This window comes from Bacillus sp. Marseille-Q3570 (assembly GCF_946151055.1).
Classification (GTDB): domain Bacteria; phylum Bacillota; class Bacilli; order Bacillales; family Fictibacillaceae; genus Pseudalkalibacillus.
Window position 1 is genome coordinate 180,185 of sequence record NZ_CAMGYZ010000008.1, and the last position, 16,461, is coordinate 196,645.

15 protein-coding genes are annotated in these 16,461 nt (G+C 41.9%); 9 read left to right on the forward strand and 6 right to left on the reverse strand.

Annotated features, from left to right (window positions below; genetic code table 11):
- The first annotated feature begins 302 nt into the window (after positions 1–302).
- The 3 genes from miaB to N8M93_RS14525 all read left to right on the forward strand — a co-directional run bounded on the left by miaB (position 303) and on the right by N8M93_RS14525 (position 3,410).
- Positions 303–1,823 (forward strand): tRNA (N6-isopentenyl adenosine(37)-C2)-methylthiotransferase MiaB, encoded by a 1,521-nt coding sequence (gene miaB, locus N8M93_RS14515; RefSeq protein WP_261132981.1) that lies wholly within the window; start codon positions 303–305, stop codon positions 1,821–1,823.
- Positions 1,823–2,242, forward strand: a complete 420-nt coding sequence (locus tag N8M93_RS14520; protein WP_261132983.1) for a RicAFT regulatory complex protein RicA family protein — start codon at positions 1,823–1,825, stop codon at positions 2,240–2,242. The genes miaB and N8M93_RS14520 overlap by 1 nt, the downstream gene beginning before the upstream one ends.
- A 154-nt stretch (positions 2,243–2,396) precedes the next feature.
- Positions 2,397–3,410 (forward strand): DUF3231 family protein, encoded by a 1,014-nt coding sequence (locus tag N8M93_RS14525; protein ID WP_261132985.1) that lies wholly within the window; start codon positions 2,397–2,399, stop codon positions 3,408–3,410.
- Here the strand turns inward: N8M93_RS14525 and N8M93_RS14530 are convergent.
- The 5 genes from N8M93_RS14530 to N8M93_RS14550 are packed head-to-tail and all read right to left on the reverse strand — an operon-like array spanning position 3,391 to position 8,111.
- Entirely contained in the window at positions 3,391–3,855 is a 465-nt protein-coding gene (locus tag N8M93_RS14530) for a CBO0543 family protein (protein WP_261132987.1), read from the reverse strand. The two genes, N8M93_RS14525 and N8M93_RS14530, sit on opposite strands and share 20 nt — an antisense overlap.
- Positions 3,852–4,376, reverse strand: a complete 525-nt coding sequence (locus N8M93_RS14535; protein ID WP_261132989.1) for a CBO0543 family protein — start codon at positions 4,374–4,376, stop codon at positions 3,852–3,854. Before N8M93_RS14535 ends, N8M93_RS14530 begins: the two co-directional genes overlap by 4 nt.
- Before the next feature lie 40 nt (positions 4,377–4,416).
- A complete protein-coding gene (locus N8M93_RS14540; RefSeq protein WP_261132991.1) occupies positions 4,417–5,505 on the reverse strand; it encodes a Ger(x)C family spore germination protein in 1,089 nt (362 codons plus the stop codon).
- Positions 5,489–6,610: a spore germination protein gene (locus N8M93_RS14545; protein WP_261132995.1), complete on the reverse strand. Its 1,122-nt coding sequence runs from the start codon at positions 6,608–6,610 to the stop codon at positions 5,489–5,491. Before N8M93_RS14545 ends, N8M93_RS14540 begins: the two co-directional genes overlap by 17 nt.
- Positions 6,603–8,111, reverse strand: a complete 1,509-nt coding sequence (locus tag N8M93_RS14550) for a spore germination protein (protein WP_261132996.1) — start codon at positions 8,109–8,111, stop codon at positions 6,603–6,605. The genes N8M93_RS14545 and N8M93_RS14550 overlap by 8 nt, the downstream gene beginning before the upstream one ends.
- A gap of 130 nt (positions 8,112–8,241) precedes the next feature.
- Between N8M93_RS14550 and N8M93_RS14555 the strand changes: the two genes are divergently transcribed.
- Entirely contained in the window at positions 8,242–8,451 is a 210-nt protein-coding gene (locus N8M93_RS14555; RefSeq protein WP_261132998.1) for a hypothetical protein, read from the forward strand.
- Positions 8,452–8,495: 44 nt separating this feature from the next.
- On the opposite strand, the gene thpD is transcribed toward N8M93_RS14555, so the two are convergent.
- Complete coding sequence (gene thpD, locus N8M93_RS14560) at positions 8,496–9,386, reverse strand: ectoine hydroxylase (RefSeq protein WP_261133000.1); 891 nt, start codon at positions 9,384–9,386, stop codon at positions 8,496–8,498.
- A gap of 378 nt (positions 9,387–9,764) precedes the next feature.
- Between thpD and N8M93_RS14565 the strand changes: the two genes are divergently transcribed.
- The 5 genes from N8M93_RS14565 (at position 9,765) to hfq (ending at position 16,440) form a co-directional block, all read left to right on the forward strand.
- The gene (locus N8M93_RS14565; protein ID WP_261133001.1) at positions 9,765–10,331 is read left to right on the forward strand and encodes an outer spore coat protein CotE; all 567 of its coding nucleotides are present in this window, start codon (positions 9,765–9,767) and stop codon (positions 10,329–10,331) included.
- A 389-nt stretch (positions 10,332–10,720) separates the two neighbouring features.
- Entirely contained in the window at positions 10,721–13,345 is a 2,625-nt protein-coding gene (gene mutS / locus N8M93_RS14570; protein WP_261133002.1) for a DNA mismatch repair protein MutS, read from the forward strand.
- Positions 13,324–15,207 (forward strand): DNA mismatch repair endonuclease MutL, encoded by a 1,884-nt coding sequence (mutL, locus tag N8M93_RS14575; protein WP_261133003.1) that lies wholly within the window; start codon positions 13,324–13,326, stop codon positions 15,205–15,207. Before mutS ends, mutL begins: the two co-directional genes overlap by 22 nt.
- 19 nt (positions 15,208–15,226) lie before the next feature.
- Positions 15,227–16,165, forward strand: a complete 939-nt coding sequence (miaA, locus tag N8M93_RS14580) for a tRNA (adenosine(37)-N6)-dimethylallyltransferase MiaA (protein ID WP_261133005.1) — start codon at positions 15,227–15,229, stop codon at positions 16,163–16,165.
- Between the two features lie 32 nt (positions 16,166–16,197).
- A complete protein-coding gene (gene hfq, locus N8M93_RS14585) occupies positions 16,198–16,440 on the forward strand; it encodes an RNA chaperone Hfq (protein ID WP_261133006.1) in 243 nt (80 codons plus the stop codon).
- The last annotated feature ends 21 nt before the right edge of the window (positions 16,441–16,461 follow it).

Genomic DNA, 16,461 nt, shown 5'->3' on the forward strand with positions numbered 1-16,461 from the left:
AAATCCAGCATACATTTATTCTGGACAGATGAAAAAAGTTTATTCATTCAAACTACCCTCTGTAGTAGTCATTGTTTGATAAACAAATGCACGTCCTGTACAAGTTAGGGGATTGCGGAAGTGGGTTAATTCAGTGTAGTGATGTCTAGCTCAACAGCACTATAAGTTCCCACATGGCTCCTCTCTAACTTTTATGGTCAAGCAATCCACTATTTGTTATAATAAACTAGTTATATATATTAACTTGAAAAGACATCCATTATTTCATATACACACTGATTTTGCGGTAAGGAGTGAGACTGTTGAAAAAAGATACCTCCGTAATCGAAACACCTGAACTTAAGACAGATGAGAAAGATTACTCGAAGTATTTTCAAACAACCTATCAACCCCCTTCGCTGAAGGATGCGAAACGTCGGGGTAAAGAAAAAGTACAGGTTCATAAAGATTTTATAATCGATGAAGACTTCAAGGATATAGGTAGAGGGAAAAAATTCATGATCCGTACCTACGGTTGTCAGATGAACGAACATGATACCGAAGTAATGGCAGGAATACTCACGGATATGGGATTTGAATCGACAATGGATACGAATGAAGCGGATGTGATCCTGCTCAACACATGTGCAATCCGTGAAAATGCAGAAAATAAAGTGTTTGGTGAAATCGGCCATTTGAAGCCGCTGAAGCTTGAAAAGCCTGGACTCATACTGGGAGTCTGCGGATGTATGTCTCAGGAAGAGTCTGTCGTCAATAAAATCATGCAAAAGCATCAGCATATCGATTTGATTTTCGGAACACACAATATCCACAGATTACCACAATTGATCAAAAACGCCGTTTTCAGTAAAGAAATGGTCATTGAGGTTTGGTCGAAAGAAGGGGACATCGTTGAAAACCTGCCGAGAGTCCGTAAAGGGAATATCAAAGGCTGGGTTAATATCATGTATGGCTGTGACAAGTTCTGCACATACTGTATCGTCCCTTATACGCGAGGAAAGGAAAGAAGCCGGCGTCCAGAAGACATCATTGAGGAAGTACGCCATCTCGCAAGAAACGGATATCAGGAAATCACATTGCTCGGGCAAAATGTCAATGCGTACGGAAAAGATTTCGATGATATGGACTTTGGCCTCGGTGATTTGATGGATGAGATCCGTAAAATCGATATCCCTCGTGTAAGATTTACGACTAGCCACCCGCGAGATTTCGATGATCATTTGATTGATGTCCTTGCAAAAGGCGGAAACCTGGTTGAGCATATCCACTTGCCGGTCCAACACGGCAGTTCTGAAGTGTTGAAGTTGATGGCGCGTAAATATTCCCGGGAGCACTACATGGAACTTGTCCATAAGATCAAGGACAAGATCCCGGATGCAGTTTTTACAACGGATATCATCGTCGGATTCCCGAATGAGACAGATGAACAATTCGAAGAGACATTATCGCTTGTGAAAGAGGTCGAATACGATATGGCTTTCACGTTCATCTATTCGCCACGTGATGGTACGCCAGCTGCAAAAATGAAAGACAACGTACCGATGGAAGTGAAAAAAGAACGTCTGCAGCGTTTGAATAGTGTCATGAATGAAATCTTTTTGAAGAAGAACAAGGCATTAGAAGGAAAATTGGTCGAGGTTCTTGTTGAAGGTGAAAGTAAGAAGGATCCGGATGTTCTGGCAGGCTATACGAGAACGAATAAACTGGTACACTTCAAAGGACCAAAATCATTGATCGGTAAACTCGTCAATGTGAAGGTGACAGATCCTAAAACATGGAGTCTCAATGGAGAGCTTGTAGAAACGGCAGGGGTGAAAGTGTAATGGCACAATATACTAGGAAACAAGTGATTGAAAAAGCAGAAGAGCTTGCAAAAATGATTTCCTCTACAGAAGAAGTGGATTTCTTCAAACAGGCAGAAGAAAAGATCAACGAAAACGATAAGGTCCAGAAGTTGATCGGTAAAATAAAAATGTATCAGCAAGAAGCGGTCAATCTCCAGCATTATCAAAAACATGAAGCATTGAAAAAAGTGGAGGACAAGCTTGAAAGTCTTCATGCTGAGGTTGATGCGATTCCGATCGTCATGGAGTTCAAGCAATCCCAAACAGACGTGAACGACCTCCTACAGTTAGTCACGTCGACAATTTCGAATACAGTGACAAACGAAATCATCCGTGAAACTGACGGTGATCAATTAAAAGGAATGACTGGATCAGCAGTTAAACACAATCGATATTGATTATATTAAGCGGTGCGACTGATGCATCGCTTTTTATTTTTGTAATTAACTGGTGACCAAGTTTTCTTTACCTGAATTTCTGCTCAGAGTATAATAAATCCTTTGAAAAGATAAGCTAAAAATATTACTGCTCCACGATCGGAGGATGTTTTTTATGGAGATTAATAAAAAGATCCGCTTAACCTCAGCGGAATTATCCCAACTTTGGACAGCTTATATGAATGATACATTTTCAGTATGTGTTTTGAAGTATTTCCTGAATCACGTGGAAGATGATGAAATACGTCCTATTCTACAATATGCGCTCCAATTGGCAGAAACACATGTTGAGCGGGTAGAGGCGTTTTTTAATGGCGAAGATTACCCGATACCGTATGGATTTAAAGTGGAGGAAGATGTGGACATCAATGCACCACGTCTATTTGAAGATTCATATTATCTGGTGTTCCTCAATCATATGGGAAAGATCGGTTTGAATGCATACAGCATGAGTACTGCACTCTCTGACCGAACAGATATCTATGAGTATTTTTCCAGCTGTCTTGAAGAATCGATCGAGTTGAGAAATCGCACCAGAGAAACTTTGTTATCCAAAGGTTTATATATACGTTCCCCTTATATTCCCGCACCACACAATTATGAGTTTGTTACAAAGCAAAGTTTTCTTACAGGCTACTTTGGAAAACGTAGACCACTGACTTCTCTTGAAATTGCCAATCTTTACGAAAATATTCAAAGGAATGCACTAGGAGCAGCGACGATGATGGCTTATAGTCAAGTCGCTCGGCATAAAAAAGTGACTGATTTCTTATCAAGAGGCAAGGAGATTGCCAAAAAGCATGTTGAAATTTTCAGTTCGGTGATGAGAGAGGATGATCTGCCGGTACCGATGACATGGGATACGGATGTTACTGAATCCACTACCTTTACGTTTTCTGACAAATTGATGATGTTCCAGACCACTTCATTGTCTGCCTTAAGTATCGGTTACTATGGTACAAGTGTATCCACCAGTCCTAGACGGGATCTTGGCGTAATGTATGGAAGGTTGATCGTCGAAGTTGGTAAGTTTTCTGAAGACGGAGCCAATATCATGATTGATAATCGATGGCTGGAACAACCACCTATGGCGAGTAATAGGGAAAAACTTAAGAATCTCGATGATTGAGGTGGTTGATCCGTACAATTGTAAATTTTAATACAATGGCGATCAAAATATAAACCACAAAGGAATAGTAATGACTCCATTTCAGTTGTTTGTAGATGTCAAGATATACGAAGAATGGTTCAATGATGAATGCTCCTATGGAGGCTAATACGATAGAAGCTATGATATACCTTTTCCATGAGCCGAAAAATTGATACGTAAGCATATAGCCAACCGGCAGGACTGAGTAGTCCATAGGTATAAAATGGGGGACGATCCGAACCATTTTGGTATGGTATATCCACCAATGATTATGAACTCCAGTCGTATCCAAAAGTACAACGATTGTTGCTAATAAAAGTCCGAAGATCAATACTTCCAAAGTGCGAGTTCTATCTACTGTTTTCCACCAGATGATCCAGGGTACGATCAGGAGGATAATATAAAAAAAATATAGCATTATCATGTCCAAATCAGCCCTAGGCTTGAAGAGTTTAAAGAAACTTTGAAATACATCAATAATACTGCGATGATGACCAACGAAACAATATAAGCAATGAGAGGCTTCAGATAATGAAGCCGTAACATCGGAAACATGACACAAAGGAAAAGGAACGAGTAAAATATATTCCAACCATGGAAATATTCAATCTTTCCGAATAATTTACCTAAAGCTTCCAGTCCGATATAAATACCGACCCATTTCAGAATATGCAAAAGCTTCCTGCCTGTGGACGTAGGGTAATTTCCAATAAATAGGAGGACGGTGGCTGGAAAAACGATGAATAAATAAAGCAGCTCAGAAATAACGTAAGGAATGCCCGCATCCGGCACGATCCTCCATAACATCCGATCTTTGCACAGGAAGAAATAAAGCAAATTCATGCTGATCAAATAAAGCATGGTTGCATGATATCGATTCCAGTTTTTCCAATCTCCCCATTTCCAGGCCCCGTATAATGCTAGAACACTAATTGAAAGGTGCATAATAGATCCATCCTTTTCCTATCAGAAGTACAAAAAATAGTCATTGCGAAATTCCAGTTTCATTTATTTGTACATTGACATTGACATCGATTTTTGCTGAAGGGTATTTCTCCTTCCATTGTTTATTATCAAACCTTCGATCACGGCTTTTCATCACATTTCCGAGTCCGATCGGATCGATATTCTCTTCTTGAAACTCCTTAAGCAATTCTGTGCACCGCTCTTCTATATCCTTAGCGAACTTTTTTTTGACTTTCGAGATGAATTTTGGGTCCTCAGGCATTCCAAACCTTGTTGTTTCATTCACGATTCCGGTCACGTTAATATCAATCAAAAATTTTGGATCATCCATTCGTCCTTTTACATGGTATCTTACATCTGATCCGATATTCTCAATGACAATATCTTGGTCTTTGAAATGTACTTTCCTGTTTCCATGCTTGAAGTCTTCCTTCATTACCTTGAAGACGAAAGAGTCAGAGAAAGGAATTGAATGGACATATTTCCCTTTTTTGAAAAATGCAATCCCTTTGATGATGACATGTTCTCCGCTCTTCTTGAGTAACGGCATAAAACCATCCATCCCTTCAGCGTTGTACGCATAGATGAAGTTATGAAGATTAGTGGTCGGGAAATTCTCCTGGATATTGTTGTCCAGAATACCGCCAATATATCTTGAGGTCCGTTCGTTCTCGGAATATTCCCCCTCGATAAGGTCCTTGGCTTCGCCCTCAACGACTGTCAAATAGATTTCCCTGCCAAGGCTGGCATCTCGGATCAGATTGTCTAGCAAAAATGAAATATCGTTTTCCGCTAACTCTTCGCCATAAATATTGAGTCGTAACTTACCGTGCACAAGTGGTCTTGATGATTTCCCCTGTAATTTCGAATGGATCTCTTTCAAGGTTTCACCGGTCGCAGTATAGTATTTTTCGCTCGTAAAAGCGCCCAGTTCAGCACGACTGAATTGAGGTACTGAAATCGTCCCTCTTGTCTGTTTTTCATCGACATAGTCATAACCCGCAGCCTGGATGATCGCGATATCCTCGACACTTCGGATTTCTTGGCAACTGGTCAAGATGAAACTGGAGAGGAATAGCATGATGATCAATCTAATTCGATTTTGCATATCGATTCCTCACTCTTTGGGAGATTTTTTGGAGCACGAACAAGACCGGAATATATAGGAGGATGTAGAAACCGATTTTGCCAGCCCAGTCGTTCAGCATATCGATCATTTCACGGCTTTTCAACAAAATGCTTGCTAAGAATAGAAAAGCGAAATAGACGATCAAGACCCATTTCTGTTTGATGTTAAAAATGCGCTTAGGAATCCTGCTTGCTGTCCATAACGCTAGACAGATGTTCGGCAATATCACGTACACCCACATGCCAATACCCAAATATTCAAACCGTTCTACAAATGGAAGTTCGACCATCTTCCATAACGAAAGGGTAGGCCAGATGACATTTTGGATCCCTTTCTCAGAGAAATAGATGAAAGAAACGAGGGCGGTCCCAAGGTAGATCATTGTGGTCAAAAACAGACCATGGTGTGCCCACTTCTTTGAAGACTCCGGTTTCTTTATGAAAGGGTAATAGACAAGTAATAATTCAATCCCTAGAAAGCTTAAAGTTGCTGTTTTCGTAGCATTCAATATTTCCAGCAATGAATGATTGACGATCGGAAACAGATTTTCCACATGCCCGTATTGGATCGCGTAAAAGAACAATACCATGATCGGCAGGCCTAATATGACGCTTATCAAACATATTCCAGCAACAACACGGAAGCCTCCTGAGGCAAAATAATAAGCCAACAATAAAAAGAGGAACGAAAAGATCCATATGTTCATCCGCGGAAAAATCCATACTTGAAGCACTTCTATGAAAGTTCGGAGTACTGTAAGGCTCAACAATAAGTAATAGATACTGAGAACGAAGCTTAAGAAACTCCCGATATATTTCCCGTAAATCTCATTGTGGACGGAAACGATGTCCCCCTGGCTGTCCTGTAGGATTTGATAGATCATCCACAATAGGATGTGCATAAAAATACCGCTGACCAGGATCGATACCCAGGCATCGTATCCGGCGTCCATTGAGATATAGCGTTGGAAACCGAGGATCCCTACCCCTATCTGCATTGAATGGATCAGGAAAAAGACCAGGGTAGGAGAAACCATTGCATTTTCCGATAGGGTCGGTGGACCATTCTGATTGATTTTAATCATCAATATCTCTCTTTTCGTTTGCGCGGTTAGGGTTGAAGCGTGTAGAATCATCCGGGCGCGTATGCAAAGGTCTTTTCGCTTGCTTATTGAACGGCAACCGGATGAAGGCGTCCTTCAAATCCCTGAACCGCAAAGGATATAACGGTGCGAAAAACGGCCTCCCGATCGATTGGAGTTTGATCAGATGTCCGATGAAGAAAGCCATGGTCATCGAGACGCCAGTCAAACCATAAAGCTGGGCGCCAAGTAAAAAAGGAAAACGGATCAGACGGATCGTATTACCGATTTGGTAAACTGGTGTCGTGAATGAGGCGAGTGCTGCCAGCGCGGTGATGATAAGCAGTACATTACTTGTCAAACCTGCTTCGACGGCTGCTGTTCCGATAACGATACCACCTACGATACCGATTGTCTGACCGACCTTGGCAGGGAGTCTCGCCCCTGCCTCACGTAGCAATTCGATAGCCAATTCCAAAATGATGACCTCACCTATTGGCGGGAAAGGAATATCCGCTCTGGAAGATACGATGGTAGCGAACAGATCATCAGGTATCATTTCAGGGTGGTGCGTCAAAACCGCTACATATAATGATGTACTTAATACCGAGAAGATGACGGCGAACAAACGGATCAAGCGGAAACCAGACGCCAGATGCCATGGGAGGAAGTAATCGTCCGAGGCTGAAAAAAATTCCACAATGGTTGTCGGGCATGATAGCACATGGGGGGAACCATCAATGAAAATCGCGATCTTCCCCTCTACCAATACTTCAGCCACACGGTCCGGACGTTCCGTATCTAGAAACTGCGGAAAAGGTGAGTTCGAGTTATCGGCGATCATTTGGGTTATGAATGAACTATCAATGATCTGGTCGTACTCGAGACCGTTTAGTCGTTGGAGAACGGTGTTCAAATTCTCTTTGTTTGCGATACCGTCAATAGACATGACTGCAACTCTAGTTTTCGTCAATTTTCCGATCGTTAATTCTTGAACCGTCAACTGGGGAAGAGGCAGACGTTTCCGTAGAAGGTTGATGTTCGTATCAAGGGATTCGACAAATGCCTCCTTAGGTCCAACGACACTGAATTCCACTTCCGGAATACTGACTTTACGGGTCTCAACAGTGACGGCAGGCAGCAGGAGTACCTCTTCATCATGATCATTCATTTGAATCATGATGTTCCCTTGCATCATCGATTTTCTGATCCTTTCTAGATCATTTGTGATGACTAGTTTTTCAACAGGGACTGCATGTTTGATTTCTTCTAGATCCTTCAAGGGTGCTGCTTTGATAGCCGGCAATATCGATTCATGCAGGAATTTAGGATCGATCATCGTCCTTATGTACGAAACAACACACGTAGTTGGACTTGTCAGATGATCAACCGTAAAGTCTTTCGATTGCTTGAGAGTCTTGATCAGGGAAAGGACGGAGTCATTCTGCTGAATGTCCTTATCCTTTGGGTATTGCCTTCTGTTTCTCCGCCATCTCCGTATCATACATTTAATCCCCCTGTTTAAAATAAAGGTTGTTGAGACAATACATAACTCTTCCTATTCATTTTTAACTGCGGGGTTATGAATTATACTTTTTTAGGAAAAGATAGTTGAAATGAAAGGTGGAGAAAATATGATTCTGGGGTATGTATTACCTTTGCTTCTAGTCTTCTTCTTTTTCCTGTCTGCCTATTTCCTTATGAGTGGTCTTGCCAAAATCATTTTGATGGCTTTTTTGGGATACTTGATGATCTTTCCTTATATTCTTCTTTATAAACAAGAAGTCAAAGAATACAAGGAGGATACAAACAAGATCTTAAATGAAGAAGAGAGCGGTGCATGATGCATCGCTCTCTTTGTTATTCGTTATTTTGAGAAATTATTAATCTATACTTTGATTTCTTCCTTTACTCTGTTTGCAATGAAATCCGGTCTTGGCTTTCCTCCTGAAAAAGGATCGACAAGCCGGTTGTTGACACTGTTATAGACGAGGAAAAGGTTGTTCCGATCATAAGGGGTGATATTGCTGTTCGAGCCGTGCATCGTATTCGATTCGAAAATGATCACAGAACCGGCTTTCCCTGTCGGAACTTCAATTCCACCACCATCGACCAGCCATTTCATATGGTCATGATCCGGTACTCCCAATTCTTGTCGTTTCAAGGATTGTTTGAAATTATCTTCAGGTGTTTCTCCCGCACAAGAAATATAATATTGATGCGAACCTGGTACGAGCATGAGTGGACCGTTGAAGGTATAGTTATCTGATAAAGCGATAGATACACTTAAAGCCCGCATACGGGGCATCCCATCCTCCACATGCCAGGTTTCGAAATCAGAATGCCAATAAAACTCTTTCCCCGTGAACCCAGGTTTATAATTAATCCGTGATTGATGGATATATACATCATCACCGAGTAAATGGTTGATGATTTTGATCAACTCAGGGTTCCTTGTCAATCTCTCAAGGTATGAATTACTTTTATGAAAATCAAATATGGATCGGATCTCATCACTTTCTGGTTCCCTGATGATTTTAGGTGATTCTGTCTTTCTGTTTTCATCACGTAAACCGAATATTTCATCCTGTAACTTTTCAACCGCTTTTGCAGAAAAGAAGTTTTCCAACATGATGAATCCATTTTCTTCATAATAAGAAATCTGTTCATCCGATAAAGGACAATCCCTTCTTGTCTTATCGTCTCCATGGATGACCGGATCCTTTCTCTGGAGGACTTCGAATTGGTCATTGTTTCGAGATGGATACAGATCTTGCATACTAAACACTCCTTCGATTAGATATGGTCATTTTCGTAGTTGTTGTACCCTCTTGTATGAACATTAAACGTGCGTATCCTTAAAAATAACGGGAATCCACTTTTTCAAAATTTCATATACCGTATTGAAAGCAGATTAAATTATGCAACGAAAAGTGCGAGTTCGTGAGGAGGCACACCCGTTCGGATCGGAACAAGAAGTGAATTTCGTAACACAAGAATAAACAGGAAAAATTTTAAAAAATGAACAATAATTCCGTAAGAATCTCATAGACTGAACTAACGGGACATTATGAACGAGTTTATAAAATTTTTAGCACACTAGTCATTCGCCCTGCATAGGATGAATTGAAGATTGGAAGAGGAGGGATTGAGTTACATGGCCAATAACGATTTCAGTTACAGAGAAATTATAACTAAAGCGGTTTGCGGCAAGGGGAGAAAGTTCTCACAGGCCACCCACACGGTTACACCTGCTCATAAACCATCCAGCATTCTCGGTTGCTGGATCATCAACCACAATTATAAGGCGATAGAGAACGGAGATGCAGTTGATGTAGAAGGCAGCTATGATATCAATGTATGGTACTCCTACAATAACAATACAAAAACAGAGGTCGTGACTGAGACAATCAAGTATAAAGATTGCTGCAACCTTTCAAAGAGAGATGAAAATTCATTAGGAGCACATACGCAAGTGAGTGCCAGAGCAATTCAGGAGCCAAATACATTAGAAGCAACAATTTCTCCTAACGGCAATAAAATACTCGTTCAAGTGGAGAGGGAATTCATTGCGGAAGTGATCGGAGAAACGAAAGTCTGGGTCCATGTAAACCAGGATGGTGTGGAAGAAGATTTAGAAGACGATTCTTGGGAAGATGAAGTGGATGGAGAAGAATTTGAGGATCTAGATCCGAACTTTCTTCTAGGTGATTTAGAAGAGTAGGTGAACAAGGAAGAAGAAAACTTCTTCCTTGTTTTTTGTTTTGCAATTTTGCTCATTCGTGAAAATTAAAGGACATCTGTTCCGTTATCTGTGATAGATACTGCTGTTTTACGATGGATTTCAGTAAATAAAGACTCTCTCTTGTCCTCTCATATTGTAAAACATGATTTTTATGTGCTAATAAGGTCTCTGGTGTCCTCTAAAAGTGGTATGGGTGCCAAAAATAATGAGGAAATGAAACAAATCACACGGTGTGACAGGTTCATTGCTATCAGACCATTAATCTGACGCAAGTTTATTTCATTATAAGTTTTCATTTCATCTAATCAATCAAAAAGTCGAATTATGCTATAATGGGGTGTAGAAAATAAGTAAGACGGAGGGCTAAAATGGCTGAATACACTCCAATGATCCAGCAATATTTATCGATTAAGGCAAAATATGAAGATGCCTTTTTATTTTTTCGATTAGGAGACTTTTATGAACTGTTCTTTGATGATGCACTCAGAGCGTCCCAAGAGCTTGAAATAACATTGACGAGCCGCGACGGCGGTAAAGGAAATAGAATACCGATGTGCGGTGTGCCTCACCATTCGTCTCAGAATTACATCGCGCAGCTGATCGAAAAGGGTTTTAAAGTGGCGATTTGCGAACAAGTAGAAGATCCGAAAGATGCAAAAGGTGTTGTGAAAAGAGATGTGGTCCAGGTCATAACGCCGGGAACAGTAATGGAAGGTGCATTATTGGATGAAAAAGCGAACAACTTCATCGCTTCAGTAACACCGTTTGAAGATGGTTTCGGGATGGCAACAAGCGACCTGTCGACAGGCCAGAACTCTGTGAAATTCTATCAGGAAGACTGGAAAGCAGTTTGTCTGGAACTTCAATCCATTTCAGCGAAGGAAGTCATCGTCCCATCTACTCTAAGTGAGGACCAATTGAAACGATTACAAGACGTCTATCAATTCACCGTTTCATTTGAGGATGATATCGATATACCAGAACCATTACATAGTATTCTTGTGAAATTAAAGTCTGACAAATTACGACAAACTGCTATTCAGCTGATCGCTTATCTGGTCCGGACCCAAAAGCGTTCACTTGATCATTTGCAAGAGTTTCAATACGTCGAGACCACTGCTTATATGAAAATCGATCCAAATTCCAAACGTAATCTTGAACTAGTAGAAACACTTCGTCAGAAACAGAAAAAGGGGTCATTGCTCTGGTTGTTGGATAAGACTGTGACTGCGATGGGAGGGCGTACACTGAAACAATGGATTGAACATCCATTGCTTGATCAGAAGGTGATTGAAGAACGACTATCAATCGTAGAGACGTTCATGAAACAATTTTTCAACCGGGAGCAGGTCCGTGAACAACTGACGGAAGTTTATGATCTAGAGCGCCTGGCTGGAAAAGTCGCTTATGGAAATGTTAATGCGAGGGATCTTATCCAGCTGAAGAAATCTTTGCAGAAGGTACCATCCTTGAAAGACACATTGCTTGATATGGATCATATGGGACTAGCTGATCGTTCGGAAAACATGGACCCTTGTTTGGAACTGGCAGAGTTGTTGGAACAAGCGATTCATGAGGATGCACCGATTTCGATAAAAGAAGGGAACATCATACGGAACGGCTACCATGACGGTCTGGATGAGTACCGGGATGCCAGTGTGAACGGAAAAGCCTGGATCGCTTCTCTTGAACAAGAGGAACGTGAAAAGACCGGTATCCGATCATTGAAAATCAGATATAACCGTGTATTCGGTTATTATATCGAAGTGACGAAGAGCAACCTTCATCTGATTGATGAGGAGCGATATGAACGAAAACAGACACTGGCAAATGCCGAACGGTTCATCACACCTGAGCTGAAGGAGAAAGAGGACATCATCCTCGAAGCAGAAGAGAAGTCGATCGAGCTTGAGTATGAACTGTTCATCAAAATCCGGGAAGAAGTGAAAGCGTTCATTCCACAGTTGCAGATCCTTGGTAAACAGATCAGTGAAATCGATGTCCTTCAATCATTCGCCGTTGTAAGTGAGGAAGGGCAATATTGCAAGCCACGGATTTCAGAGGATGGCTCGATCAATATCGAAGCAGGGCGTCATCCGGTTGTCGAACAAATGATGGATCGTCAGGATTATGTATCAAACGAGGTCAATATGAATCCTCAACGGGAAGTACTATTGATTACGGGTCCGAATATGGCTGGTAAAAGTACGTACATGAGGCAAGTGGCACTTTCTTCTGTACTTTTACAAGTCGGTTGTTTCGTTCCAGCAGAAAGCGCCACACTCCCGCTTTTCGATCAGATTTTCACACGGATCGGTGCGGCAGATGATCTCGCAGGTGGTCAGAGTACATTCATGGTTGAAATGATGGAGACGCAGTATGCATTGACACACGCGACTGAGCGCAGCCTATTGCTGCTCGATGAAATCGGTCGTGGTACGTCCACCTATGATGGCATGTCACTTGCGCAATCAATCATCGAATATATCCATGAAAACATTGGAGCGAAGACGTTATTCTCGACACACTATCATGAGCTGACGGTGCTTGAAGGACATCTGGAACGATTGCATAACATTCATGTCAAAGCGATTGAAGAGAATGGGAAAGTCGTTTTTTTACACAGAGTTGAAGATGGCAAAGCGGATCGCAGTTATGGAATCCACGTTGCTGAACTTGCACAGCTTCCTGTTGAATTGATCAAACGGGCGAATGAGTTGCTATCAGACTTTGAATCGACGAAAACCGTGAAAAGCAACAATGCTGTTCAAGTGAAAGAGGATCAAGGACAGCTTTCCTTTTTTGAACCTTTCAATGAATCAAAACGGACGAAACAGAAACAAGATGAGCTCCATCCTGCATTAGAAAAGTTGAAGGGGATGGAACTGCTGACGATGACGCCTCTTGAAGCGATGAATGCTCTCTATGAACTCCAAATGTCGATTAAACAGGAGAAGCAGGAGGGGACGAAATGGGCAAAATCCAACAATTAGACGATCTGTTATCGAATAAAATCGCCGCGGGGGAAGTCGTCGAACGCCCTGCTTCGATTGTTAAAGAGTTGGTGGAAAACTCGATTGATGCAAACAGTACGCGTATAGATATCGAAGTCAAAGAAGGAGGGCTTTCAAGGATCGTAATCGTCGATAATGGCGATGGCATCGAAAGTGATGATTTATTGAGGGCTTTTCAAAGACATGCAACAAGTAAAATCAAGCACGAAAACGATCTTTTCCATATCCGGACGCTCGGGTTCAGAGGGGAAGCATTACCGAGTATCGCTTCTGTATCAAAGGTGCATGTAAAGACGAGCACAGGTCTAGGAGCAGGTGACGAGCTATCGATCCACTTCGGAAAGGTGATCGAACAGAAAAAATCAGACAGCAGGAAAGGGACATCGATCGAGGTTACACAATTGTTCCATAATACACCTGCCCGGTTAAAGCATTTGAAAACGGTCCATACTGAATTAGGGAATATTACGGATGTCATCAACCGCCAGGCAATGGCACATCCGAATATAGCATTCCATCTGACACATAACGGAAAGACTGTGTTGAAAACTCCAGGCAATGGTGATCTTCTACAAGTCATCGCTTCCATATATGGGATGTCTGTGGCGAAAAAAATGTTGCGAGTTGAAAACAAGACGCTGGATTATACGATCAGCGGGTATGCGGTCAAACCTGAAATCACGCGTGCATCCCGTCAATATGTATCGTTGTTCATCAATGGACGGTATATTAAGAATTTTTCGATTTACAAAGCGATTGAGCGTGCTTACCACACATTGTTACCGATTGGAAGGCAGCCGATCGTGATCCTCTCTATCGATTTGGATCCAATATTAGTCGATGTCAACGTCCATCCGGGGAAACTGGAAGCTCGGTTCAGTAAAGAACAGGAACTGACGAAGGCGATAGAAGAGGGGATTGCAGAAACATTACGTCAAACCGAACTAATCCCTTCAGCTGCAAACCCGACAAAGCAATCAGGCTCAAAATCGAAATCTGAACAACCTAGCTTTGAGTTTGACTCATATCTCCCGAGTGATGAGAAAAAGCCAGATTTCAACTTTGAGGATATATCTGAAGATGTGAAGAAAGACAATGTCTCTCAAGTTGAAGAACCGAAAATCGAAGACACCGTCACTTCGGATGAAAAGCCACTTTTTTCAAAAAAAAGGTTTGAGTACCAGCCGCCATTCGATCAACCAAACCAGCAAAATGAAGGAACGGTAGAAGAAAACAGACATGAGAACGCGGAACCATCCCGTGTCCCACCTATGTATCCTGTCGGACAAGTGCATGGGACTTACATCGTCGCGCAGAATGAACAAGGAATGTATATCATTGATCAACATGCGGCACAAGAACGGATCAAGTATGAATTTTACCGTGAAAAAGTTGGGGAGTTTGAACATGAGGTACAGGAGCTGTTAGTACCCTTGACGTTTGAATTCACTCATACCGAAGCCCAGGTGATCGAAGCGTACAAGGATGAACTCGCTTCGATCGGTATCTTTTTGGAACCATTTGGAGGGAATACATTCATCGTCCGATCCCATCCGCAATGGTTCCCGAGCGGGGAAGAGCAGGAAACGATCCAGGAAATCATCGATCAGGTCATAGCAGATAAGAGGACGAATCTGAAAAAATTGCGCGAAGACGCAGCAATCATGATGTCCTGTAAAGGTTCGATCAAAGCGAATCATCACTTGAGAAATGATGAGATGACTGCATTGATCGATACATTGCGGAAAGCTGGTGATCCTTTTACCTGTCCGCATGGGAGACCGATCATCATCAAATTTACGACTTATGAGATGGAAAAAATGTTCAAAAGAGTCATGTAAGAAACGTGGAGGTAGTTGGATGAAACCAGCGCTAGTTGTCATTGTGGGTCCGACGGCGGTCGGTAAGACAAAAACGAGCATTGAAATCGCAAAAGCATTCGAGGGTGAAATCATCAACAGTGATTCAATGCAAGTTTATAAAGGTTTAGATATCGGGACCGCAAAAATCAAAGAACATGAAAAAGAAGGGATCCCCCATCATCTCTTTGATATACGGACCCCGGATGAGGATTATTCGGCTGCAGATTTCCAGTATGATGCACAACGCAATATCAAAGAATTACATGGTAAAGGAAGACTGCCTGTCATGGTTGGCGGCACCGGACTGTATATACGGGCTGTCACCCATGGATATGATTTTACGGATGTAGCAGCAGACCCGGAATACCGTGAAAAGCTAGAATCGTATGCTCAAGAAAATGGTGTTGAAGCCCTTCATGATCAGTTGAAGCAGGTGGATGAAAAACGTGCTTCACAAATCCATCCGAACAATGTCCGCCGGGTCATCAGAGCATTGGAAATCCATCATACAACTGGCAGTGTGGAATCCCCGACCAACCAATCAGTGGAGGGATCCCCATACAACCTCATCACAATCGGATTGACCATGGACCGGGAACAGCTGTATGAGCGTATCAACCTGAGGGTGGATCTGATGCTGGAAGAAGGACTCTTAGATGAAGTAAAAGCCCTTTATGAAGCGGAGGTGCGGAACACACAGGCTGTTCAAGCGATTGGATATAAAGAACTTTATGCTTATTTCGAAGGGCGATGCAGTTTGGAAGAAGCGATTACAACGTTGAAACGGAACTCGAGAAGGTATGCGAAAAGGCAATTGACCTGGTTCCGACACCAGATGGAAGTAGAATGGTTCGATGTGACAAATGGTTCAATAAATGAAAAAATTCCATCAATTTTGCGTTTTGTGGCAGGAAAGCTCAATTCTGAATCGAATTAGTGTATGAACGTTTATTGAGGAGGCCTATACACATGAAGCAATCCATTAATATTCAAGACCAATTCCTGAACACCTTGAGAAAAGAAAATGTTTTCGTAACGGTTTACCTATTGAATGGTTTCCAGCTTAAAGGGCTGGTTAAAGGATTTGATAATTTTACTGTCGTACTAGAATCAGATGGCAAGCAGCAGCTCATTTACAAGCATGCCATTTCGACATTCACACCACAGCGTCCAGTTGATTTTTCATCTGAAAACAATAACCAGAACAGTTAAATCAATTGGGGATGGATGTCA

Coding starts and splice junctions, on each gene's coding strand:
- N8M93_RS14555 (WP_261132998.1), top strand. CDS start 8,242: ATGATTCTGGGGTATGTATTACCTTTGCTTCTAGTCTTCTTCTTTTTC.
- mutS (WP_261133002.1), top strand. CDS start 10,721: ATGGCTGAATACACTCCAATGATCCAGCAATATTTATCGATTAAGGCA.
- N8M93_RS14550 (WP_261132996.1), bottom strand. CDS start 8,111: ATGATACGGAGATGGCGGAGAAACAGAAGGCAATACCCAAAGGATAAG.
- miaA (WP_261133005.1), top strand. CDS start 15,227: ATGAAACCAGCGCTAGTTGTCATTGTGGGTCCGACGGCGGTCGGTAAG.
- N8M93_RS14520 (WP_261132983.1), top strand. CDS start 1,823: ATGGCACAATATACTAGGAAACAAGTGATTGAAAAAGCAGAAGAGCTT.
- N8M93_RS14535 (WP_261132989.1), bottom strand. CDS start 4,376: ATGCACCTTTCAATTAGTGTTCTAGCATTATACGGGGCCTGGAAATGG.
- thpD (WP_261133000.1), bottom strand. CDS start 9,386: ATGCAAGATCTGTATCCATCTCGAAACAATGACCAATTCGAAGTCCTC.
- N8M93_RS14530 (WP_261132987.1), bottom strand. CDS start 3,855: ATGATAATGCTATATTTTTTTTATATTATCCTCCTGATCGTACCCTGG.
- N8M93_RS14525 (WP_261132985.1), top strand. CDS start 2,397: ATGGAGATTAATAAAAAGATCCGCTTAACCTCAGCGGAATTATCCCAA.
- hfq (WP_261133006.1), top strand. CDS start 16,198: ATGAAGCAATCCATTAATATTCAAGACCAATTCCTGAACACCTTGAGA.
- N8M93_RS14540 (WP_261132991.1), bottom strand. CDS start 5,505: ATGCAAAATCGAATTAGATTGATCATCATGCTATTCCTCTCCAGTTTC.
- N8M93_RS14565 (WP_261133001.1), top strand. CDS start 9,765: ATGGCCAATAACGATTTCAGTTACAGAGAAATTATAACTAAAGCGGTT.
- mutL (WP_261133003.1), top strand. CDS start 13,324: ATGGGCAAAATCCAACAATTAGACGATCTGTTATCGAATAAAATCGCC.
- N8M93_RS14545 (WP_261132995.1), bottom strand. CDS start 6,610: ATGATTAAAATCAATCAGAATGGTCCACCGACCCTATCGGAAAATGCA.